This window comes from Methylobacterium sp. Leaf361, assembly GCF_001424445.1.
In the GTDB taxonomy this organism is placed as follows: Bacteria; Pseudomonadota; Alphaproteobacteria; order Rhizobiales; family Beijerinckiaceae; genus Methylobacterium.
Genome location: NZ_LMPY01000067.1, coordinates 218,850 through 240,613, shown reverse-complemented (window position 1 = coordinate 240,613; position 21,764 = coordinate 218,850). Strand labels below are relative to the sequence as shown.

Sequence of the window (21,764 nt, the reverse complement as noted above, 5' to 3'; positions counted from 1 at the left end):
GACAGGCGTGCCGGATCACTCCGCCGAAACTCACTCCACCGAGACGAACACGGCCGGCCCGCTCGCGGGCGTGCGGGTCGTCGACCTGACCAGCGTGATCATGGGGCCCTCAGCGACCCATATGCTGGCCGATCTCGGCGCCGACGTGATCAAGATCGAGACGCCGGAGGGCGATTCCTTCCGGCATTACCGGCCTGCCCGCGGCGCCGGGATGGGCGGCAACTTCCTGCACCTCAACCGCAACAAGCGCAGCGTCCGCCTCGACCTGAAGCGACCCGCGGCGCGGGCCGCCCTCGACCGGCTGATCGCCACGGCCGACGTCTTCGTCCACTCCATGCGGCCCCACGCGATCCTGCGACTGGGCTACGGCTACGAGCGGGTGCGCGCGCTCAAGGCCGACATCGTCTACTGCGGAGCCTACGGGTTCGGGGCCGACGGCCCCTACGCCCACAAGGCGGCCTACGACGACCTGATCCAGGCGGGCTCCGGCCTCGCGGCCCTGCAGACAACCGCCACCGGCCAGCCCGGGTACCTGCCCACGGTGCTGTGCGACAAGATCGCCGGGCAGGCCATCGCCTGCGCGATCCTCGCCGCCCTCTTCGAGCGCCGGGCCGGCGGCGGCGGGCAGGCGGTCGAGGTGCCGATGTTCGAGACCATGGTGGAGTTCAACTTCGTCGAGCACATGGTCGGCTACGCCTTCGAGCCGCCGCTCGGTCCGCCGGGCTTCAACCGGGTCCTGAGCCCGCGGCGCAAGCCCTACCGGACCCGGGACGGCCACGCCTGCATCCTGCCCTACTCGGACCGGAACTGGCGCGACTTCTTCATCCACACCGGCCGGCTCGAGTTCGTGGACGACCCGCGCTTCGCGCCGCTCGCCGTGCGGGTCGAGAACATCGAGATCCTCTACGCGCTGGTCGAGGAGGAGGCGCCGCGCCGGACCACCGCCGAGTGGGTGGCATTTTGCGATTCGGTGAGCATCCCGTGCATGCCGGTCCTCGGCCTGGAGGACCTGCCGGAGGACGCGCACCTGAAGGCGGTGGGCTTCTTCGGCAGCGCCGAGCATCCGAGCGAGGGGCGCTACCGCACCATGCGCCGGCCGGTCTCGTTCAGCGGCAGCCGCTTCGCGATCCGCCGCCACGCCCCCCGGCACGGCGAGCACACCGCCGAGGTCCTGGCCGAGGCCGGGCTCGACCCGGCGGAGATCGCCGCCCTGATCGACGCGCCGGACAGTTCCGATGCTGCGCCACTGGAGGCCGCCAGATGAGTGCTGAAGCCGAGACACAGGACGCCGGCGAGGACCTGCTGTTCTCCGTCGCCGACGGGGTGGCGACCATCACGCTGAACCGGCCCGAGCGGAAGAACGCCTTCACCTTCCCGATGATCGAGGCCTGGACGGAGGCCCTGCAGCGCTGCCGCACCGACGCGGCGATCCGCGTCGTGGTGGTGACCGGCGCGGGCTCGGCCTTCTGCAGCGGCGGCGACATCGTCGAGATGGGCGAGCGCCTCGACCAGCCGCCGGCACGACGCAAGGAGGAGCTTTACGGGCGGATCCAGCGCATCCCGCTGACGCTGGAGGATCTCGACAAGCCGGTGATCGCCGCCCTGAACGGCGTGGCCACCGGCGCCGGCCTCGACCTCGCCCTGATGTGCGACCTGCGCTTCGCCGCCAGGAGCGCCCGCTTCGCCGAGACCTACGTGCGGGTCGGCCTCGTCCCCGGCGCGGGCGGCGCCCATTTCCTGCCCCGCCTTGTCGGGACCGCGAAGGCGCTGGAGCTGTTCTTCACCGGCGATTTCGTCGATGCCGACGAGGCCCTGCGGATCGGCCTCGTCAATGGCGTCCACGCCGATGCGGACCTGATGCCGGCCGTGGCAGCGCTGGCGCGGAAAATCGCCAAGGCGCCGCCGCTGACGCTGAGCCTGATCAAGCGCGCGGTCTACCAAGGCATGCGCAACGACCTGCGCACCAACCTAGACCTGATCTCCTCGCACTACGCCGTCGTCACCGCGACGCCCGAGCATCGGGAGGCCGTGCAGGCTTTCATCGGGGGGCGCGACAGGACCTGACGCGTCGGGGCCCGGTCCCATTGCCGCCCGCATCAAGACTGAAACGTTTGTGCGGGCGACATCTTCCCCCCGGCGTCGCACTTTCGCGCTTGTCGCCACCGCGCTCACCTGCAAGTCTATCCAAAATTCAATCCGCGCAACGACGCGGGCTCAGGTCTGGGAGGACGCGATGACGGCTCGGATACTCGGTGCGCTCGTGTGTGCGCTCGCCTTCATCGCGCCGGCCGCGGCGCAGAGCCCCATCGTCATCAAGTTCAGCCACGTCACCACCACCGACACGCCCAAGGGCCAGGGCGCCGAGCGGTTCAAGCAGCTCGCCGAGGAGCGCACCAAGGGCGCGGTCAAGGTCGAGATCTACCCCAACAGCACGCTCTACAAGGACAAGGAGGAGGTGGAGATGCTCCAGCTCGGCGCCGTGCAGATGCTGGCGCCGTCCACGAGCAAGTTCGGGCCCCTCGGCGTGAAGGAGTTCGAGGCCTTCGACCTGCCCTACATCTTCCCCAACGAGCAGGTGCTGCGGCGCGTCCAGGACGGACCGATCGGCCAGGGCCTGTTCAAGAAGCTCGAGACCAAGGGGATCAAGGGCCTCGGCTACTGGGACAACGGCTTCAAGATCCTCACCGCCAACAAGCCGATGCACGCCCCCGAGGACGTGAAGGGCCTGAAGTTCCGAATCCAGTCCTCGAAGGTTCTGGAGGCGCAGTTCAAGCAGCTCGGGGCGCTGCCGCAGGTGCTCGCCTTCTCCGAACTCTACCAGGCGCTGCAGACCGGCGTGGTCGACGGCCAGGAGAACCCGCCGTCGAACGTGACGACCCAGAAGCTCAACGAGGTGCAGAAGCACGCCACGCTGACCTATCACGGCTACATCGGCTACGCGGTCATCGTGAACAAGGGCTTCTGGGACGGGCTGCCGGCCGACATCCGCGCGACGCTCGAGGGCGCCATCAAGGATGCGACCACCTACGAGCACGAGATCGCCGACAAGCAGAATGAGAAGGCGCTCGCCGACATCCGCGCCACCGGCAAGACCGAGGTCTACACTCCGACCGATGCCGAGAACGCCGCGTGGCGCAAGGTCCTGGCGCCGGTCCAGCGCGAGATGGCCTCCCGCGTCGGCAAGGATCTGGTCGCGGCGCTGAACAAGGAAGCCGAGGCGGCGCCGAACAACTGACCCCGCCGCAGCAGCGCCCGGACCGACCATGTTGCTGAAACTTCTTGATCGGCTCGAAGAGGTGCTGATCGGAACGCTGATGGCGGCCGCGACCGTCATCACCTTCGCCACGGTGGTGCACCGGTTCCTCTCCGGCATACCGGCGCTGCAGGACTACACCGACCGGATCGATTTCGGCTGGTCGCAGGAACTGTGCATCTACATGTTCATTTGGGTCGCGAAGTTCGGCGCGGCCTACGGCGTGCGCACCGGCATCCATGTCGGCGTCGACGTGCTGGTCAACCGCCTGCCGCCGGGCGCGCGCCGGGTGATGGTCCTGGTCAGCCTCGCGGCGGGCGCGCTGTTCACCGGGATCGTCGGCACGCTCGGCACGAACTTCGTCTGGCGCATCGGCCACACCGACCAGACGACGCCCGACATGGAGATCCCGGTCTGGATCGTCTACCTCGCGATCCCGCTCGGCTCCTACCTGATGTGCTTCCGCTTCCTGCAGGTCGCGTGGAGCTACTGGAAGACCGGGCACCTGCCCGCCCGCGACCACGCCCATGTCGACGGCGTCCCGACCGTCGAGGGCGTCGACCCGATCCAGCTCGGCCGCGAGGGAGGCCCCGCATGAGCGGCCTGATCATCTTCGGGCTTCTCATCGCCCTGATGCTCACCGGCATGCCGATCTCGATCGCGCTCGGCCTGACGGTGCTGACCTTCCTGTTCACCCTGACGCAGGTGCCGATCGAGAGCGTCGCGCTCAAGCTGTTCACCGGGATCGAGAACTTCTCGATCATGGCGATCCCGTTCTTCATCCTCGCCGGCAACTTCCTGGCCCATGGCGGCGTGGCGCGGCGGATGATCGCCTTCACGACCTCCCTCGTCGGGCACTGGCCGGGCGGCCTCGGGCTCGCGGGCGTGGTCGCCTGCGCGCTGTTCGCCGCCGTGTCGGGGTCGAGCGTGGCGACCGTGGTGGCGATCGGCTCGATCATCCTGCCCGCCATGGTGGCGGAGGGCTACCCTCGGCGCTTCGGCGCCGGGGTGATCACCACATCGGGGGCGCTCGGCATCCTCGTGCCGCCCTCGATCATCCTCGTGCTCTACGGGGTGTCGACGAATTCCTCGATCGGCAACCTGTTCCTCGCCGGTGTGATGCCCGGCATCGTCCTGTCGGCCATGCTGGCGAGCGTCACCTTCGTCATCGCCAAGCGCCGCGGCTATCCGCGCATGCCGAAGGCGTCCTGGGCCGAGCGCCTGCGCGCCTTCCGCGAGAGCGCCTGGGGCCTGTTCCTCGTGGTGATGGTGATCGGCGGCATCTACGCCGGCATCTTCACCCCGACCGAGGCGGCCGCGACGGCGGCCGTCTACGCCTTCGTCATCGCGGTGTTCGTCTACCGGGACCTGAAGCTGTCGGACGTGCCCCGCGTGCTTCTCGCGTCCGCCAACATGAGCGCGATGCTGCTCTACATCATCACCAACGCGGTGCTGTTCTCGTTCCTGATGACGTCGGAGAACATCCCGCAGACGATGGCGGCGTGGCTGATCGCCATGAATTTCAGCCCGCTGGTCTTCCTGCTCGTCGTCAACATCATCCTGCTGATCGCCGGCAACGTGATGGAGCCGTCCTCGATCCTGCTGATCATGGCGCCGATCCTGTTCCCGATCGCGGTCAAGCTCGGGATCGACCCGATCCATTTCGGGATCATCATGGCGGTCAACATGGAGGTCGGCCTGTGCCACCCGCCGGTCGGGCTCAATCTCTACGTGGCGAGCGGGATCGCCCATATGGGCATCTCCGAGCTGACCGTCGCGGTGCTGCCCTGGCTCCTGACGATGCTGGCCTTCCTGGTCCTGGTGACCTACTGGCCCGCCCTGTCCCTGTGGCTCCCGCGGGCGCTCGGGGCGATGTGACGGCCTGACGACCGGCGGAAGGATCCGATCGTCACGCTCGGCGCCGGGACGGCCGCTCCGGGCGCCCGTCCCGATCGCACCGGCACGGGCCGGCAGGAAGCCTGAGCATCCCTGCCGTGCCCGGAAACCGCCGCTCAGGCAGGCTGCGCGACCGCGGTGCTGCTGTGCCGCAGGGTCAGCGACAGGCAGACGATGGCGAGGACGCAGGCCGCCAGCAGGAGAATGAAGCAGCCGTTCCAGCCGTAATGGTCGGTCGTGTAGCCGACCAGCGCGCTCGCCGCGACGGAGCCGCCGAGATACCCGAACAGGCCCGTGAAGCCCGCCGCCGTCCCGGCCGCCTTCTTCGGCACGAGCTCGAGGGCCTGAAGGCCGATCAGCATCACCGGCCCGTAGATCAGGAAGCCGATGCAGATCAGGGCCGCGAGGTCGACGCCCGGATTGCCCTCGGGATTGAGCCAGTAGACCAGCGTCGCCGCCATGACGCCGAACATGAACACCACGCCCGTCGCGCCCCGGTTGCCGCGGAACAGCTTGTCGGACAGCCAGCCGCAGAGAAGGGTACCGGGAATGCCGGCCCACTCGTAGAGGAAGTAGGCCCAGGAGGTCTTATCGACCGAGAAGTGCTTGGCCTCCTTCAGGTAGGTCGGCGCCCAGTCCAGCACGCCGTAGCGGAGCAGATAGACGAAGACGTTGGCGAAGGCGATGTACCAGAGCATCCGGTTCTTCAGCACGTGCTCGACGAAGATCTCGCGCGTGGAGAACTCGCGCTCGTGGTTCGCGTCGTAGCCGTCCGGATAATCGTCCTTCCAGGCTTCCACGGAGGGCAGCCCGCAGGATTGCGGCGTATCGCGCATGGTGATGAAGGCGAAGACCGCGACGCCGAGCGCCACGGCGGCGGGCACGTAGAACGCCGCGTGCCAGTCGTTGAACCAGGCCAAGCCGAGCAGGAAGAGCGGGCCGATTAGGCCACCGCCGACATTGTGCGCCACGTTCCAGACCGAGACGACGCCGCCGCGCTCCTTCTGGGACCACCAGTGCACCATCGTGCGGCCGCTCGGCGGCCAACCCATGCCCTGGAACCAGCCATTGAGGAACAGCAGCACGAACATGATGCCGACGCTGGAGGTCGCCCAGGGCACGAAGCCAAACAGGAACATCACCAGCGACGAGAGCACGAGGCCGATCGGCAGGAAGTAGCGCGGGTTGGAGCGGTCCGAGACCATGCCCATCAGGAACTTGGACAGGCCGTACGCGATCGCGACGGCGGAGAGCGCGGTGCCGAGCTCACCGCGGCTGTAGCCCTGCTCGACGAGGTAGGGCATCGCCAGCGAGAAGTTCTTGCGCAGCAGGTAATAGCCCGCATAGCCGAGAAAGATGCCCGCGAAGATCTGCCAGCGCAGCTTGCGGTAGGTCGGATCGACGCGATCCGTCTGAATGGGTGGCCTGTGGGCCGCGGGAGCGAGAAAGCCGATCATGGCGCGCCTTGGTGCTTGAGACCGCGGATGAACCCGGGCTCATCCCGGGCGCATCTCGGATTGGACGGGGTGCTGAGGTGCAGCGCTCAGCGTCGCGCCGTATCGGCGCGCCGACGCGCGATCCGCGCGTCCGGTCTCGACCTGTGGCGATGGTGGACGGCATGGTCCGGTCGCGGCATCGTTTCCTCCTGTGATGCGGCGCCTCTCCGGCTCGGCCGGGTCGCCGTCTCTCGGTCTCGCTGCGTCCTTGCCGGTCTCAGACGGCGGCGGCCATCGCGCCGTCGGTGCGGCCGGTCATGGACGCGATCCGCGCTCGGAGCGCCGCGACCTCGTCGGGCGAGAAGGCGAGACCGAGCTTCGACCGGCGCCAGAGAACGTCCTCGGCGGTGCGGGCCCATTCCCGGTCCATCATCCAGCGCAGCTCGCCCTCGTGGAGGCCGTGTCCCAGATCGGGTCCCAGATTCGAGGCGATGCGCAGCGCATCCGTCCCGTAGGCGGCCACCATGCGCTGGACCGTGGCGGCGCCGAGCCGGGGCGCGGTGCGGGCGAGGCGCGCCTCGAGCTCGGCCACCCCGTCCACCGCGAAGTCGCCGCCCGGCAGCGCGGCGCCTCCGGTCCACGAGCGGCCGCGCGCCCCGAGGCGCTGACCGATCTCCTTCAGGGCATCCTCGGCCAGCTTGCGGTAGGTGGTGATCTTGCCGCCGAAGATATTCAGCACCGCCGCCTCGCCGGCCGCGCCGTCCGTCTTCAGCACGTAGTCGCGCGTCGCCTCCTGCGCCGCGGAGGCGTGATCGTCGTAGAGGGGGCGCACCCCCGAGAAGGTCCAGACGATGTCGTCCCGACGAAGCGGCGTCGCGAAGTACTCGCTGGCGGCGCTCAGGAGATAGGCGATCTCCTCCTCGGTGATCGCCGCGTCGGCGGGATCGCCGGAGAAGTCACGGTCCGTCGTGCCGACGAGCGTCGTGTCGTTCGCGTAGGGGATCGCGAAGATGATGCGCCCGTCCGCGTTCTGGAAGATGAAGGCCCGGTCGTGGTCGTAGAGCTTGCGCATCACGATGTGCGAGCCCTGCACGAGGCGCACGTGCTTGGCCTCGCTCCGGCCGAGCGGGCCCTGGATCACCCGGTCGACCCAGGGGCCGGCCGCGTTGACGAGGAAGCGCGCGGCGATCTCCTCCTCGCGGCCGGTCCGAAGCTCGCGCCGGACGATGCGCCAGAGATCGCCCTCGCGCCGGACCGAGACGACGCGGGTCCCCACCGCGATCTCGGCGCCCCGCGCCTCGGCGTCGCGCGCGTTGAGCACCACCAGGCGCGTGTCGTCGACGCGCGCGTCCGAGTACTCGAAGCCGCGCCGGAACTCGGATTTGAGCGGGGCGCCGATGGGGCCGGAGAGGTCCACGGGGCGCGTGCCGGGCAGGCGCTTGCGGCCGCCGAGATGGTCGTAGAGGAACAGGCCGATCCTCAATAGCCAGGCGGGGCGCAGGCCCGCGTGCAGCGGCAGGACGAAGCGCAGCGGGCGCACGATGTGGGGCGCGATTCCCCAGAGCACCTCGCGCTCGGCCAGTGCCTCGCGCACGAGGCGGAATTCGTAGTGCTCCAGGTAGCGCAGACCGCCGTGGATCAGCTTGGTCGACCATGACGAGGTGCCGCTGCCGAGATCGTTCTGCTCGGTCAGCGACACCGAGTATCCCCGGCCGGCCGCGTCCCGCGCGATGCCACAGCCGTTGATCCCCCCGCCGATGACGGCAACGTCGAACGTCCGCATGATCCTCCCCCTCTCGTGCCGCGGCGTCGGACGCGCGGCTGCGAAAGCAGAAGAATTGAATACGAAACCAAAGGAAAGTCAATCGAAACCGATACGCTCAGCGACCGGTTTCGACGAGCCGCACTCCGGACGCGCGGCACAGGTCGCGCAGCGTGTCGCTGGGGCAGCGATCGGTCACGAAGGTGCCGACTTGGCTGAGCTGGGCGAGCCGGACCGGCGCGCTGCGCTCGAACTTGGTGGAATCGGCGACCAGCACGACGTGGCGGGCGTTGGCGATGATCGCCTGCGCGACCCGAACCTCGCGATAATCGAAGTCGAGGAGGGCCCCGTCCTCGTCGATCGCCGAGGCCCCGATCACCGCGAAATCGACCTTGAACTGGCGGATGAAATCCACCGCCGCCTCCCCCACGATCCCGCCGTCCGAGCGGCGGATCAGGCCACCCGCCACGATGCACTCGATCTCCGGGCTGGGCCGCAGGGCGAGCGCGACGTTGAGGTTGTTGGTGATCACCATGAGGCCGGAATGGCTCAGCAGCGCCCGGGCGACGGCCTCGGTGGTGGTGCCGATATTGATGAACAGCGAGGAGCGGTCCGGGATCAGGTCGGCGGCCGCGCGTGCGATCGCCGCCTTCTCGGGCGCCGCGATCGCGTTGCGTGCCTCGTAGTCGAGGTTCTCGGCGCCCGCGCCGAGCACCGCCCCGCCGTGGATGCGCGAGAGGAGGCGAGCGTCGCAGAGGTCATTCAGGTCCTTCCGGATGGTCTGCACGCTGACCGCGAACCGGCCGGACAGGGCATCGACCGAGACGCGCCCCTCGGTCCGGGCGACGTCCATGATCGCGTTCTGACGCTCCGAGAGCATGCCTTCAGACCTCCGCGCGGCGAAAACGAAACCGGTTTCGGTGCGAACGCGCGAACGATGCCGAAAAGCGAAGGCGCGCTCTGAACCGGCCTTCACGCCTAGCGGATTCACCTCTGGGAGGAAACGTCCGGACCCCGCGGCCCGGCCCGGCGGATGTTGACGATGCGCGCCCGCGCGTCGACAAGGGCCGCGATGGAACGGTTTCGGTATTCGCATCGATGACGCGCGGGGCCGTCCCGCAGAACTGGTCTCCGGTCGGAGGCGGGGTTCTCGGCGACCTGATCCGCGGTCATGACTGGGCGGCGACGCCGCTCGGGGCCATCGCCTCCTGGCCCGCGCCTGTCCGGACCATCGTCCAGACCCTGCTGCTCTCGCCGGTCCCGACGGTGGCGATCTGTGGAAGCGACGGGATCTTGGTCTACAACCGGGGCTACGCGGAGGTCTGCGGCCCGCGCCATCCGGAGGCCCTCGGCGGGCGTCTCCTGGAACTCTGGCCGGAAGCCCGCACCTTCAACGCGCACGTGATCGCCAGCGGCCTGGCCGGTCGCCCGCTCAGCTTCCGCGCCCAGGAACTGGAGCTCTGGCGACACGGGCGTCCGGAGACGGTCTGGATGGACCTCGACTACACGCCCATCCTGGACGACGACGGGACGCCGATCGGCACGCTCGCCACGGTGCGCGACATCACCGAGCGCGTCCTCAGCGAGCGTCGGATCGCCGAGAACGAGAGCCGCCTCGGCTTCCTCGACCAGCTGGGCCAGGCAACCGCGAACGCCCGCGACGCCGGCACGATCCTGGAGATCACCACGCGCTGCGTCGGCACACATCTGAACCTGTCGAATTGCGCCTACGCCGACATGGATCCGGACGGCGACGGCTTCACCATCCGCGGCAACTGGCATGTGCCGACGGCGCCCTCGATCCTCGGGCATTACAGCCTCGCCGATTTCGGCGCCCTGGCCGTCCAGGAACTCAATGCCGGCCGGCCGCTCATCATCAACGACAACGCCGCCGAGCTCGCCCCGCATGAGGCCGAGGCCTTCCGGGCGATCGGGATCGCGGCCACCATTTGCATGCCGCTGGTGAAGGACGGACGGCTCGCCGCCCTGATGGCCGTCCACCACGCGCGGCCTCACCGCTGGTCGCGCGCCGAGCTCGCGCTCATCCGCGAAGCGACCGAGCGCTGCTGGGCGCATATCGAGCGTGTCGGCGCGGAGGCGAGCCTGCGGCTCAGCGAGGCGCGGCTCCGCGCCCTGGTCCACGCGACCTCCGACGTGGTCTACCGCATGAGCCCGGACTGGCAGGAGATGCGCCAGCTCCACGGCCGCGGCTTCCTGTCCGACATGGCGGAGCCGAGCGTGCGCTGGCTCGACCGCTACGTCGATCCGGCCGACAGGCCCGAGGTCATGGCCGCCGTCAACGACGCGGTCAGCCGCAAGGGCCTGTTCGAACTCGAGCACCGGGTCCGGCGCGCCGACGGCGGCGTCGGCTGGACGCTGTCGCGCGCGGTGCCGCTGATCGATCGGCACGGGACCGTCACCGAGTGGTTCGGGATGGCCAGCGACGTCACGTTCCGCCACGAGGCCGACGCGCGGCTCAGGGAGAGCGAGGCCCGCTTCCGCGCCATGGCGGACGACGCGCCGGTGATGACCTGGATCACCGACGAGACCGGGGCGTGCATCTACCTCAACCGGCGCTGGTACGAGTTCACCGGGCAGGCGGAGGCCGATGCGCTCGGCCTCGGCTGGCTGGACGCGATCCATCCCGACGACCGCGCCCACTCCGAGCAGGTGTTCCTGGCGGCGAATGCCGACCGAGCGTCGTTCCGCCTCGAATACCGCCTCCGGGACGGGGACGGCCGGTACCGCTGGGCGCTCGACGCCGCGTCGCCGCGGTTCGCCTCCGACGGCGCGTTCCTCGGCTATTTCGGCTCGGTCATCGACATCGACGAGCGCCGCGAGGCCGAGGCGCGGCTGCGCACGCTGACCGACGTCGTGCCGGCCTTCGTCTGGTTCGCCTCGCCGGACGGCCGGCTGCATTACCTGAACGACCGCTGGTGCGCGTATACCGGCCTCGACACGCAGGCGTCGCTGCCCGATGGCTGGATCGAGGCGGTGCATCCGGACGATCGCGCGCGGACGGCGGCGGTCTGGGCGGACGCGCGCGAGCGGGGTGTCACCTACGAGATCGAGGTGCGCTATCGGCGGCACGACGGCGCGTATCGCTGGTACATGGCCCGGGCCGAACCGCTGCGCGATCCCGGGGGGACCATCACCGCCTGGTTCGGGACATCGACCGACATCCACGACCGCAAGCTGGCGGAAGACGGCCTGCGCGAGCTGAACGAGACCCTGGAGAGCCGTGTCGCCGAGCGCACCGGAGAGCTGCTCAAGACCGAGGAGGCGCTGCGCCAGTCGCAGAAGATGGAGGCCGTGGGCCAGCTCACCGGCGGCGTGGCGCACGACTTCAACAACCTTCTGACCATCATCCGCTCGTCCGTCGACTTCCTGCGCCGGCCCGAGCTGCCCGAGGCGCGCAAGGCCCGCTACCTCGACGCGGTGTCCGACACGGTCGATCGCGCCGCCAAGCTGACCGGCCAGCTTCTCGCCTTCGCCCGCCGCCAGACCCTGGACCCGCAGGTCTTCGACCTCGGCGACCGGTTGCGGGCCGTGGCCGAGCTGCTCGACACGGTGACGGGCGCGCGGATCCGGGTCGTCACCGCGATCCCGGAAGTCTCCTGCGCCGTGCGCGCCGACCTGAGCCAGTTCGAGACGGCGCTGGTGAACATCGCCGTCAACGCGCGCGACGCGATGGACGGCGAGGGCACCCTCACGCTGCGATTGACCTGCACCTGCCCTCTGCCGGCGATCCGCGGGCACGCGGCGAGTGCGCGGCCGTTCGCGGCGATCGCGCTCACCGATACCGGCTCCGGCATCGCCCCGAACGTGCTGGACCGGATCTTCGAGCCGTTCTTCACCACCAAGGAGGTCGGCAAGGGGACGGGCCTGGGCCTGAGCCAGGTATTCGGCTTCGCGAAGCAGTCCGGCGGCGATGTCGCGGTCGAGAGCGTGCTCGGCGCGGGGACGACCTTCACGCTCTACCTGCCCGAAGTCGCGGCCGAGTCCGCGCCGTACGCCGCCGTCGCCCCCGCGGAGCCGGCCTCCCCCATCGGTTCCGGCCAGCGCGTTCTGGTGGTGGAGGACAACGTCGAGGTCGGCACCTTCGCCACGCAGATTCTGGAAGATCTCGGTTACGAGACCACCTGGGCGGCGAATGCCGAGGAAGCCTTGGACCGGCTCGGACCCGAGGGAACGGAGTTCGACGTCGTGTTCTCGGACGTAGTGATGCCGGGAATGGGGGGGTTGGCCCTCGCGCAGGAACTCAGGCGCCGGATGCCGCGGCTTCCGGTGCTCCTGGCCTCAGGCTACAGCCACGTCCTCGCGCAGGACGGCGCGCACGGATTCTCGGTCCTGCACAAACCCTACTCGGCCGAGCAGCTCGGACGCCTGCTCCGGCAAGTCACCGCGCGGAAGCAGGGCGCGACGGCGACGCCGTGAGCTGCTGCGGCGCGCACGCGCCTCCCCCCGGCTGTTTGCTGATGCAACCGGCGGTGTAAGACGGGCGCCGACGACCCGGAATGATGACGGTGCCGTCCCCCCGCGCGCGACTGACATGACGACGCCTGAACACCCATACGCGCCCGCCACCGGCAACGGCGGCCCCTTCGACGCCGACGGCCTGCGGCTGACGCTCGACGAGGCCGGCATCTGCGGCTGGGCCCTCGACATCCCGACCGGGCGCGTCACGATCCTCCCGTCCTGCATCCGCCTGTTCGGCGTGCCGCCGGACCGTCTCACCACCCTGGACGAGATCCAAGCGCGCGTTCACCCGGACGACCGCGCCGCCCGGGCGGCGGCGATCGGGCGCGCGCTGACGGACGGCGGAAGCTACGAGATCGACTTCCGCGCCGTGCATCCTGATGGACGCGTTCACTGGTTGCGCTCGCGCGGGCGCGTGCAGGTCGATGCCGGCGGCCGGCCGTGCCGGCACCGGGGCGTGGTCTTCAGCATCCACGCGCAGAAGCAGGCCGACGAAGAGTTGCGGGCGCGCGAGGCGCACCTGCGCTCGATCCTCGACACGGTCCCCGATGCGATGATCGTCATCGACGAGCAGGCGCAGATCAAGTCGTTCAGCGCGGCCGCCGTGCGCCAGTTCGGCTACGGCTCGGTCGAGATGGTCGGGCGGAACGTCAGCGTGCTGATGCCGGAGCCGTACCGCAGCCAGCACGACGCCTACATGGCCCGCTACCTCCGGACGGGCGAGCGCCGGATCATCGGCATCGGCCGCGTCGTGGTCGGCCAGCGCAAGGACGGCTCCACCTTCCCCATGGAGCTGTCGGTCGGGGAGATGCGCTCGGGCGGCGAGCGCTACTTCACCGGCTTCATCCGGGACCTCACCGAGCGGAACGAGACCGAGACGCGCCTGCAGGAGCTGCAGTCCGAGCTGGTGCACATGTCGCGCTTCACCGCCCTCGGCGAGATGGCCTCGACCCTGGCCCACGAGATCAACCAGCCCCTGACGGCGATCGCGAGCTACCTCAAGGGCTGCCGCCGCCTCCTCGGGCGCATGGAGGGTCCCGAGGTGCCCCTGCTCGCCGACGCGGTGAATCAAGCGGCCGATCAGGCCCTGAGAGCCGGGCAGGTGATCCGGCACCTGCGGGATTTCGTGTCGCGCGGCGAGAGCGAGCGCCACATCGAGGGATTGCCGAAGCTGATCGAGGAAGCGAGCGCCCTCGCCCTCGTCGGCGCCAAGGAGAAGGGTGTGCGCGTCCGCTTCGATCTCGACCCGGACGCGCCACTCGTGATGGCGGTCCGGATCCAGGTGCAGCAGGTCCTGCTCAACCTCATCCGCAACGCGATCGAGGCCATGCAGGACGTCGCCCGGCGCGACCTGACCGTCGCCACGCGGGCGCTGCCCGCCGAGGGCCTGGTCGAGGTGCGCGTGTCGGATACCGGGACCGGCATCGCGCCCGAGATCGCCGAGCAGCTCTTCCAGCCCTTCGTGACGACGAAGGCGAATGGCATGGGCGTCGGCCTGTCGATCTGCCGGACCATCGTCGAGGCCCACGGCGGCAAGATCCAGGCCGGCCCCGGTCCGGACGGCGGGACGACCTTCCGCTTCACCCTGCGCACCTTCGACCGCGAGGAGATGGCTCATGTCGAGTGACGCGCCCGTGCACATCGTGGACGACGATCTCGCGGTGCGTCAGGCGCTGGCCTTCCTGCTGGCGACCGACGGGCTGACCGTCCGCGTCCACGATTCCGCGACCGCCTTCCTGGCGGCGGAGCCCGAGCGCGTCGGCTGCGTCGTCACCGACGTGCGCATGCCCGGCATCGACGGCGTCGAGCTCCTGCACCGCCTCCGTCAGCGGGGCAGCCTGCCGCCGGTCATCGTCATGACGGGCCACGCGGACGTCGCCCTCGCGGTCGCGGCCATGAAGGCCGGCGCGGTCGACTTCATCGAGAAGCCGTTCGACGACGAGGTGCTCCTCGCCAGCATCCGCTCGGCCCTGGCGCGCTCGGACCGGACGGCCAAGCGCGCGTCCGAGCGCGACGCGGTGCGGGCGCGCCTGGCCGAATTGACCGAGCGCGAGCGGCAGGTGCTGGAGGGACTGATCGCCGGCAAGGCCAACAAGGTGATCGGCCTCGATCTCGGCATCAGCCCGCGGACGGTGGAGATCTACCGGGCGAACGTCATGTCCAAGCTCCAGGCCGGCAGCCTTTCCGAACTCGTCCGCATGGCCCTGATCGCGGGACAGGCGGACGGCGACTGAGTGCGGAGGCGATCCCGCGGGCGGCCGGTCCCTCGGGCGCCCCGGGCGCAGCATCCGGGGGCGGTGGTCCGAGCCGGGATCCGCGTCGACGCCGTCTAGGTCGTGGCCAACATGCCTTCCCCGAGGAAGGAGCCGGGCCCCGGCACGCCGGGCAGAGCGAAGAAATAGCCGCCGCCGATCGGGCGGATGTACTCTTCGAGCCCCTCGCCGGACAGACGGTTCTGCACGGTGACGAATCCGGCGGCGAGGTCGGCCTGGTAGCAGACGAACAGCAGGCCCATGTCGAGCTGGCCGGCGGCGGTCAGCCCGCGGGAATAGTTGTAGCTGCGGCGCAGGATCAGGCTGCCCTCGGTGCCCGGCAGGCGCGGATTGGCGAGACGGATATGGGCCGCGAGCGAGATCGCCTCGCCGTCCGGGTCGGCGGCGTAGTCGGGGACGTCGCGCTCGTGTCCCTGCCGGAGCGGCGCGCCGCTGCCCTTGTGCCGCCCGATGATGGCCTCCTGCTCGCCGAGCGGCGTGCGGTCCCAGCGCTCGACAAGGGTGCGGATGATCCGCACCACCTGGTAGCTTCCGCCCGTCGTCCAGGCCGGCTCGTCCTGCCCCGACCCGACCCAGACGTAACGGTCCATCATCCGGAGGTCCCGCACGTCGAGGTTGGCGGTGCCGTCCTTGAAGCCGAGCATGTTGCGCACGGTGTCGGCCCCCATGGTCTTCACCACGTGGGGCGGGAGGAAGCCCTCCATCTTCCAGCGCGGCGTGAGGAGGCCGGGCGTCGCCTTGATGACGTCGCGCAGGGCGTGGATGTTGGTCTCGGCGGTGTTCGAGCAGAACTGGATCAGCAGGTCGCCGTGGCACTGCGCCGGGTCGAGGGCGTCGTTGGGGAAGCGCTCCATCGGCCCGAGATGGCGCGGGCGAGCGCGACCCAGGCCGAACCGGTAATCGAACAGGCTCGCGCCGACCGAGACGGTGGCGGTGAGATTGTCCGGGAGGATGGTCGGCCCGAGGATGCCGGAATTGCGCGGCGGCAGTTGCGGGTGGAGATCGGGCACGGCACCGCCCCGCGTCAGGAAGGCGAGGCGCTCGGTGAGGGTCCGGAACAGGTGGGGCAGCTCGCCGCGCCGCTCGGCCAGCACGTCGAAGGCGACGTAGAGGGCGGCGGCCGGCTGCGGGGTGACGATCCCGGCTTGGTGGGGGCCGTAGAAGGGCTGAGAGACGAGCGTCCCCTCGGTGGCGGTGGTCGGAGTCGCATCCTCGGCCCGGGCGGGCCCGAGGAGCGCGGCGGCGCCGAGGCCGCCGAGAAACCGGCGGCGGGTGGGAACCGGTGAAAGGAAGCGCATCGTCGCTCGGCAAGATCTGGTCGCGCTGCCGCCTTTAGCCACGAAGAGAGGCCACAGCGCGGCACCTCGACAACGATATCAGTCTAGACCCAACCGGCCACGCAGCGTCGACAGATCTTCAGCCAGAAGGGTGATGGGCCCCTTCAGGGCGTTGCGGTCCCGGGCGGTGAGGTTGTCGTAGCTCTGGAAGCCGCCGTCCGGACTGCGGTAGCGCGCGAGCAGGTCCTCGACCCGCTTGTAGCTGCGCTCGACCCGGGCCACGAAGTCCCGGTCCGTCAGCAGCGGCCGCAGGAGCGTGAACACCACCTTCGAGCCCTCGATATTGGCCTGGAAGTCCCACAGGTCGGTGCGGCTGTAGCGCTCCTCCTCGCCGCTGATCTTGGTGGCGGCGATCCCCTCGATCAGGGCCGAGGCCGCCCCGACCGCCCGGGCGGGCGGGATGGCGAGCGCCGCGAGTCGGTCGCGCAGGGTCACGGTCTCGGCGGTGAGCCGCTCCGCGACCTCGCCGAGCCCCTCCGTGGTGCCGAGGGTGAACAGCGCCATCTCCAGCCGATGGAAGCCGACGAAGGCGGGATCGCGCTCGCGCAGCTCGAACTCGTCGCTGCGCACGTCGAGACGCTTGATCAGCTCGGGAAACAGGGCCGCCACCGGCTCGATGCGCTCGTAGGGCGCGCGCGCCGGGGCGTAGAGCCGGCGCGCCTCCGCGAGCTGCCCGGCCTGGATCGCCGCGACGAAGTGCGCGGTCTCGCGCACGAAGGCGTTGGCCTGGGCCACGACGTAGGTCCTGTACGCCGCGAGGGCCGCGGCCAGCTCCGGCGGCACCGGCCGGGACGGCCGGGCGGGACGCGGGCTGTCCGGCATGTCGAGGGACCAGCCCGGGCGGGGATCGCCGACGCCGATCAGCGTCGCCAGAGCGAGGGCCGCGATGCGGGATCGGTCCCGGGCGAGGCTTGGAGACGCGGGCATGGGCGGCGGCGCATCGTGACACGGGGCGCGGCCCGAGCCGGCCGCATCGACCGGCTAATCGAGGCCTCACCGGCGGGCAACTGCCGACCGCGGCGGCGGTTCGCGGCGGGCCCTGGTCGACCGGCCTTCCGGCGGCCTCGCGGAGCATGATCGCGGCGCTTTCAGACGAGGAGCGGGATCACGATCGCGAGCAGGACATTCCCGCCGACGAGCAGGATCAGAGGAAGCGTCTCCACGCCGGTCAGCCCAGGCAGGACCGGGCGCGGATCCCGGCCATCGCGGGCTTCGCCGGGCAGGCGGGCGCGTCCGCGGCGTAGCTCCGGGTGCCGGCCGGCTGCCCGGTGACGGCCTGCGAGAGCGCCGGCAGGTAGGTCGTGCCGACCATGATGCCGGCCGAGAGCAGGAGGCGGGCGATGACGTCGAGCATGGTGTTTCCCCTCATTCGGCCTTCGAGGACCGTTGTGCGGGGCGGTATCTACGCAAGCGGTGCTGCGGGAATATTGCGTCCCGTGTTGCTTCAGCGCTCTCGGGAAGTCATCGCGCCGATGGCACAATAACGGAGTGTGTCGTCGCGGAATCAGCGACGGATCGGGGAGCGGGACGGGTGACGGGGCGCGGGACACGGTGCGCGGCGCGATGATCCGCGGGTTGGGGAGGTCCGGGATCGCGCGCCGCGTCCTCGTGGTCGGCGCGATCCCGATTCTCGTCGCGGCCGCCATCGCGCTGGGCGCCTGGATCCTGCTCTACGAGGCCGAGCGGGCCCGGACCGGCGCCGTGGTGGCGACGGAGACCGCACAGACGCTGACGTCGATGAACCGGGCGCGGGCGGATGCCGTCAGCGGCGGCACCGCGCGGCGGGACGAGGCCGAGCGACGCTTCGACGAGCGGGCCGCCACGGCGGCCGGGCAGCTCGAACGTCTGGAGGGTCTCGCGCGCACCCGCGGCCAGTCGGCTCTCGTGGCGACCGTCACGGGCGATCTGAACTCGCAGGTGACGCGCATGCGCTCGCTCCTGCTCTCCGAGCGGACGGCGAACGCGACGATCGCCGATATGGCCCGGCGGGCGGACGCCCTGGTGGCGCTGACCGACGTCGCGCGCCGGCGCCAGCAGCAGGACAACGCTCAGCTGATCGCCGTCCTGGCCGTCAAGGATGCCGAGCTGGAGCGGAACCAGGGCGTCGTCACGGCCCTCCGGGAGCTCCGGGAGGCGATCAGCACCGCGGAGCTGAACCGGGCGCGCATCGGCCGCCCGGTCTTCCCGATCGAGTTCGATGAGCTCGCTGCCGACCTGCGGCAGCTCGATGCGGTGGGCGACCGGCTGCGCCGCGTCCTGCGGGTCGACGGCGAAGCGGGGGCGGCGGACCGGGCGACGGAGCTCCTGAAGGCGTACCGCGACCGGAGCCGGACCGAGGACGGCCTCAACAGGGTGCTCTCCGAGGGCTTCGAGCTGACCCGCGCGACCCAGGCCGGCCGCGTCCTGGTCGAGTGGTGCGACCAGCTCGTCCAAGTGAACGTCACCCGGCAGAACCGGCTGTACGAGGAGGTCGCGCTCCTGATCCGTCACTCGGTCCTCTCGAACGAGGCCGAGCTCTCCGCCCAGGACATCGCCCTCACGGCCCTGCGCTTGGCCCGGCGGACGGATGCGGCCCTGGCGCGCCGGGATACTGCGGAAGCGTCGCGGGTGCTGGAGGCGGGCGCGGAGCTGTCGGGCACGTCCCGGACGCTGCTCATCCCGGTGAGCATCCGGGACGAGATGGCGGAGGCGATCGACGGGTGGCGCACGCAGCTCGCAGCGACGATCGGGAAGATCGGCGAGCAGAACGAGACCATCGCCGACATGGACAGCCGCGCCGCCACGATGAGCGCCAACGCGCAGACCTTGAGCCGGGCCTTCATCGACGATGCCGACCAGTTCGGCAGCGTGATCCGGCAGTTGCTGGTCGTGGGGGCGGTCGGCGCCCTGTGCCTGGGGATCGGCGCCGCCGCCGCGGTGGCGCGCTCGATCACCCGGCCGCTGCACGCGCTCCAGCACAGCATCGTCACCGCCGCCGCCGCGCCCGCCCCCGAGGATATCGGCCGCGACAGCCACCTGCTCACCCGACGCGACGAACTCGGCGACATCGCCAGGGCGACCAACGCGTTCCTGGAGCAGATCCGCCGCCGCGAGGCGGACCGGCGCAACGCCTCCCAGCGCGCCGACGACGCGCTCACGACCCTGCGGCAGGCCCAGGAGGACCTGATCCGCGCCGAGCGGCTCGCCTCGCTCGGGCAGCTCGTGGCGGGCGTCTCGCACGAGATCAGCACCCCGCTCGGCATCGCCCTGACCACGGCGACACAGGTCCAGTCCGACTCGGCCGCGTTCGCGCGCATGGTCGGGGACAACCAGCTCTCCCGGTCGCGGCTGACCCAGTATGCCGGGCGGATGCGGGAGGGCGCGCAGCTCCTGACCAGCAACCTGATGCGCGCGGCCGATCTCCTCTACAGCTTCAAGCAGGTGGCGGCCGATCAGGCCATCGAGGACCGCCGCCCGCTGAACCTCGCGGACTGGATCGACGAGCTCCTGAAGAGCCTGCGCGCCCTGGCGCGGCCGGGCCGCCACGTCTTCGAGGTCGACTGCCCGCCCGATCTCGTGGTCGACACCCTGCCGGGGATCCTGGCGCAGGTCGTCTCGAACGCCGTCAAGAACGCGATCGAGCACGGCTTCCAGGATCGGGAGGGCGGCCGCATCACCATCACGGGGATCCGGTCCGGGGACGGCATCGGCCTCTCCATCGCCGATGACGGGCGCGGCATCGACGGGGCCGACCTCGGCCGCGTGTTCGACCCGTTCTTCACGACGGCCCGCGCCCGCGGCGGCACGGGCCTGGGCCTGCACATCGTCCACAACCTCGTGGTGAACCGCCTCCAGGGGCGAGTCGAACTGCAGAGCAGCGCGGGTGCCGGCACGGTGCTGCGGCTGTGGCTCCCGGAGCGGCTGACATGAGCGGCGCGACGCAACCCATCCGGCGCGGCGTCGGCCGCTCGAGGCTGCCGAGCACCGGCCTGCTCATGCCGCTGCTCGTCGGGCTACTCGTCGGGCTGCCCGCGGCGCTGCGCCCGCTGCCCGCCGCGGCCCTCACCGAGATCCAGTTCTGGCACGCCCTGGACGGGCCGAACGGCGAGCTGGTGACCCGCCTCGCCGAGACCTTCAACGCCTCACAGCCGGACTACCGGGTCGTGCCGGTCTACAAGGGCTCCTACGCCGAGACGATCAGCAGCGGCATCACGGCCTACCGCACCGGCGCGGCGCCGCACCTGCTGCAGGTCTTCGAGGTCGGCAACGGCACCATGGCGGCCGCCGTCGGCGCCGTCAGGTCCGTCGCCACCGTGATGCGGGAGGCCGGGCTCTCGGTGACACCCGAGGACTTCCTGCCGGTCGTCGCCACCAATTATCGGGATGCCGAGGGCGGGATGCTGTCGCTCCCCTTCAACGTCTCCTCGACGGTGATGTGGATCAACCGCGACCGGTTCCGTCTGGCGGGACTCGACGCCAAGCAGCCCCCGGCGACCTGGCCCGAGGTCTTCGAGGCCGCGCGGCGGCTCAAGGCGGCGGACGGCAAGCGGTGCGCCCTGTCCTCCGCCTGGCCGACCTGGGTGCATCTCGAGCAGCTGTCCGTCTGGCACGACCGGCCGCTCGCGACCCGCTCCAACGGCCTGGACGGCTACGATGCCGAACTCGTCTTCAACGGCCCGCTCCAGGTCCGCCACCTGCAGAACCTCGTCGACCTGAAGCGCGCGGGCGTGTTCGAGTACAACGACCGCGTCAATCGCGGCGAGAGCCGGTTCGTCTCGGGCGACTGCGCGATCTTCCTCACCTCGTCCAGCCTGTACGGCAAGGTCGCCACCGCCGCCCGGTTCGACTGGACGGTCGTGCCCATGCCCTTCTATCCCGACGTCGTGCCGGAGCCGCAGAACGCGATCCTGGGCGGCGGCTCGCTCTACGTGATGCAGGGCAAGACGCCGGACGAGTACCGCGGCGTCGCCCGGTTCCTGGCCTTCCTGATGGACGGGCGGCAGCAGGCCGCGATGTACCGGAACACCGGCTACATCCCCACCACGCGCGCCGCCTACGACGACGCGGTGGCGGAGGGCTTCTTCGAGCGGCACCCGCAGCTCCACGTCGCCGTGCAGGAACTCACCCGGCGGCCGCCGACACGCAACACCGCCGGTCTGCGCCTGGGCAACATGCTGCAGATCCGGGACATCTGGGCCGAGGAACTGGAGGCGGCGCTCGACGGCGCGAAGGCGCCGCAGCGGGCCCTCGACGACGCCGTGGCGCGGGGCAATCAGGTGCTGCGGGTCTTCCAGCAGCGGACCAAGAAGTGAGCGTGGTCGGTCGGCCCACCCCGTCATCGCGAGCGCC

16 protein-coding genes are annotated in these 21,764 nt (G+C 70.5%); 10 read left to right on the top strand and 6 right to left on the bottom strand.

Going from position 1 to position 21,764, the window contains the following annotated elements:
• Window positions 1-7: 7 nt before the first annotated feature.
• The 5 genes from ASG32_RS29415 (at window position 8) to ASG32_RS29395 (ending at window position 5,131) form a co-directional block, all read left to right on the top strand.
• Window positions 8-1,264, top strand: coding sequence for a CoA transferase (locus ASG32_RS29415; protein ID WP_056533347.1), 1,257 nt, complete (start codon window positions 8-10; stop codon window positions 1,262-1,264).
• The gene (locus ASG32_RS29410; protein WP_056533345.1) at window positions 1,261-2,064 is read left to right on the top strand and encodes an enoyl-CoA hydratase-related protein; all 804 of its coding nucleotides are present in this window, start codon (window positions 1,261-1,263) and stop codon (window positions 2,062-2,064) included. Before ASG32_RS29415 ends, ASG32_RS29410 begins: the two co-directional genes overlap by 4 nt.
• A gap of 169 nt (window positions 2,065-2,233) precedes the next feature.
• Window positions 2,234-3,235, top strand: a complete 1,002-nt coding sequence (locus ASG32_RS29405; protein ID WP_056533343.1) for a TRAP transporter substrate-binding protein — start codon at window positions 2,234-2,236, stop codon at window positions 3,233-3,235.
• A gap of 28 nt (window positions 3,236-3,263) precedes the next feature.
• Window positions 3,264-3,851, top strand: a complete 588-nt coding sequence (locus ASG32_RS29400) for a TRAP transporter small permease (RefSeq protein WP_020093150.1) — start codon at window positions 3,264-3,266, stop codon at window positions 3,849-3,851.
• Window positions 3,848-5,131, top strand: a complete 1,284-nt coding sequence (locus ASG32_RS29395; protein ID WP_056533341.1) for a TRAP transporter large permease subunit — start codon at window positions 3,848-3,850, stop codon at window positions 5,129-5,131. The genes ASG32_RS29400 and ASG32_RS29395 overlap by 4 nt, the downstream gene beginning before the upstream one ends.
• A gap of 134 nt (window positions 5,132-5,265) precedes the next feature.
• Here ASG32_RS29395 and glpT read toward each other — a convergent pair whose 3' ends face one another.
• The 3 genes from glpT to ASG32_RS29380 all read right to left on the bottom strand — a co-directional run bounded on the left by glpT (window position 5,266) and on the right by ASG32_RS29380 (window position 9,227).
• Window positions 5,266-6,606, bottom strand: a complete 1,341-nt coding sequence (gene glpT, locus ASG32_RS29390; RefSeq protein ID WP_056533339.1) for a glycerol-3-phosphate transporter — start codon at window positions 6,604-6,606, stop codon at window positions 5,266-5,268.
• A 256-nt stretch (window positions 6,607-6,862) separates the two neighbouring features.
• On the bottom strand, window positions 6,863-8,368 hold the full coding sequence (gene glpD / locus ASG32_RS29385) for a glycerol-3-phosphate dehydrogenase (protein ID WP_056533337.1): 1,506 nt from the start codon (window positions 8,366-8,368) through the stop codon (window positions 6,863-6,865).
• A 97-nt stretch (window positions 8,369-8,465) separates the two neighbouring features.
• Window positions 8,466-9,227, bottom strand: a complete 762-nt coding sequence (locus tag ASG32_RS29380) for a DeoR/GlpR family DNA-binding transcription regulator (protein ID WP_020093146.1) — start codon at window positions 9,225-9,227, stop codon at window positions 8,466-8,468.
• 218 nt (window positions 9,228-9,445) lie between these two features.
• On the opposite strand from ASG32_RS29380, the gene ASG32_RS29375 reads away from it, so the two are divergent.
• From ASG32_RS29375 to fixJ, 3 genes are all read left to right on the top strand, one after another.
• Window positions 9,446-12,784 carry a PAS domain S-box protein gene (locus ASG32_RS29375; protein ID WP_056533333.1) on the top strand — a complete coding sequence of 1,113 codons (3,339 nt, stop codon included), beginning with the start codon at window positions 9,446-9,448 and terminating at the stop codon, window positions 12,782-12,784.
• Window positions 12,785-12,899: 115 nt separating this feature from the next.
• The gene (locus ASG32_RS29370; RefSeq protein ID WP_056533331.1) at window positions 12,900-14,453 is read left to right on the top strand and encodes a PAS domain S-box protein; all 1,554 of its coding nucleotides are present in this window, start codon (window positions 12,900-12,902) and stop codon (window positions 14,451-14,453) included.
• Window positions 14,443-15,060: a response regulator FixJ gene (gene fixJ, locus ASG32_RS29365; RefSeq protein WP_056533329.1), complete on the top strand. Its 618-nt coding sequence runs from the start codon at window positions 14,443-14,445 to the stop codon at window positions 15,058-15,060. Before ASG32_RS29370 ends, fixJ begins: the two co-directional genes overlap by 11 nt.
• Window positions 15,061-15,155: 95 nt before the next feature.
• Here fixJ and efeB read toward each other — a convergent pair whose 3' ends face one another.
• The 3 genes from efeB to ASG32_RS29350 form a co-directional block, all read right to left on the bottom strand.
• The gene (gene efeB / locus ASG32_RS29360) at window positions 15,156-16,397 is read right to left on the bottom strand and encodes an iron uptake transporter deferrochelatase/peroxidase subunit (protein WP_056533327.1); all 1,242 of its coding nucleotides are present in this window, start codon (window positions 16,395-16,397) and stop codon (window positions 15,156-15,158) included.
• Window positions 16,398-16,475: 78 nt separating this feature from the next.
• On the bottom strand, window positions 16,476-17,363 hold the full coding sequence (gene efeO / locus ASG32_RS29355) for an iron uptake system protein EfeO (protein ID WP_056533325.1): 888 nt from the start codon (window positions 17,361-17,363) through the stop codon (window positions 16,476-16,478).
• Window positions 17,364-17,604: 241 nt separating this feature from the next.
• Window positions 17,605-17,790, bottom strand: coding sequence for a hypothetical protein (locus tag ASG32_RS29350; RefSeq protein ID WP_056533322.1), 186 nt, complete (start codon window positions 17,788-17,790; stop codon window positions 17,605-17,607).
• 209 nt (window positions 17,791-17,999) lie between these two features.
• On the opposite strand from ASG32_RS29350, the gene ASG32_RS29345 reads away from it, so the two are divergent.
• A complete protein-coding gene (locus ASG32_RS29345; RefSeq protein WP_056533408.1) occupies window positions 18,000-20,345 on the top strand; it encodes a HAMP domain-containing sensor histidine kinase in 2,346 nt (781 codons plus the stop codon).
• A complete protein-coding gene (ugpB, locus tag ASG32_RS29340; protein WP_082558096.1) occupies window positions 20,342-21,727 on the top strand; it encodes a sn-glycerol-3-phosphate ABC transporter substrate-binding protein UgpB in 1,386 nt (461 codons plus the stop codon). The genes ASG32_RS29345 and ugpB overlap by 4 nt, the downstream gene beginning before the upstream one ends.
• The last annotated feature ends 37 nt before the right edge of the window (window positions 21,728-21,764 follow it).

Bases quoted from the DNA above. Each gene is read 5' to 3' on its own strand.
- ASG32_RS29410 (WP_056533345.1), top strand. From the start codon at position 1,261: ATGAGTGCTGAAGCCGAGACACAGGACGCCGGCGAGGACCTGCTGTTC.
- ASG32_RS29405 (WP_056533343.1), top strand. From the start codon at position 2,234: ATGACGGCTCGGATACTCGGTGCGCTCGTGTGTGCGCTCGCCTTCATC.
- ASG32_RS29400 (WP_020093150.1), top strand. From the start codon at position 3,264: ATGTTGCTGAAACTTCTTGATCGGCTCGAAGAGGTGCTGATCGGAACG.
- ASG32_RS29395 (WP_056533341.1), top strand. From the start codon at position 3,848: ATGAGCGGCCTGATCATCTTCGGGCTTCTCATCGCCCTGATGCTCACC.
- glpT (WP_056533339.1), bottom strand. From the start codon at position 6,606: ATGATCGGCTTTCTCGCTCCCGCGGCCCACAGGCCACCCATTCAGACG.
- glpD (WP_056533337.1), bottom strand. From the start codon at position 8,368: ATGCGGACGTTCGACGTTGCCGTCATCGGCGGGGGGATCAACGGCTGT.
- ASG32_RS29380 (WP_020093146.1), bottom strand. From the start codon at position 9,227: ATGCTCTCGGAGCGTCAGAACGCGATCATGGACGTCGCCCGGACCGAG.
- ASG32_RS29375 (WP_056533333.1), top strand. From the start codon at position 9,446: ATGACGCGCGGGGCCGTCCCGCAGAACTGGTCTCCGGTCGGAGGCGGG.
- ASG32_RS29370 (WP_056533331.1), top strand. From the start codon at position 12,900: ATGACGACGCCTGAACACCCATACGCGCCCGCCACCGGCAACGGCGGC.
- fixJ (WP_056533329.1), top strand. From the start codon at position 14,443: ATGTCGAGTGACGCGCCCGTGCACATCGTGGACGACGATCTCGCGGTG.
- efeB (WP_056533327.1), bottom strand. From the start codon at position 16,397: ATGCGCTTCCTTTCACCGGTTCCCACCCGCCGCCGGTTTCTCGGCGGC.
- efeO (WP_056533325.1), bottom strand. From the start codon at position 17,363: ATGCCCGCGTCTCCAAGCCTCGCCCGGGACCGATCCCGCATCGCGGCC.
- ASG32_RS29350 (WP_056533322.1), bottom strand. From the start codon at position 17,790: ATGCTCGACGTCATCGCCCGCCTCCTGCTCTCGGCCGGCATCATGGTC.
- ASG32_RS29345 (WP_056533408.1), top strand. From the start codon at position 18,000: ATGATCCGCGGGTTGGGGAGGTCCGGGATCGCGCGCCGCGTCCTCGTG.
- ugpB (WP_082558096.1), top strand. From the start codon at position 20,342: ATGAGCGGCGCGACGCAACCCATCCGGCGCGGCGTCGGCCGCTCGAGG.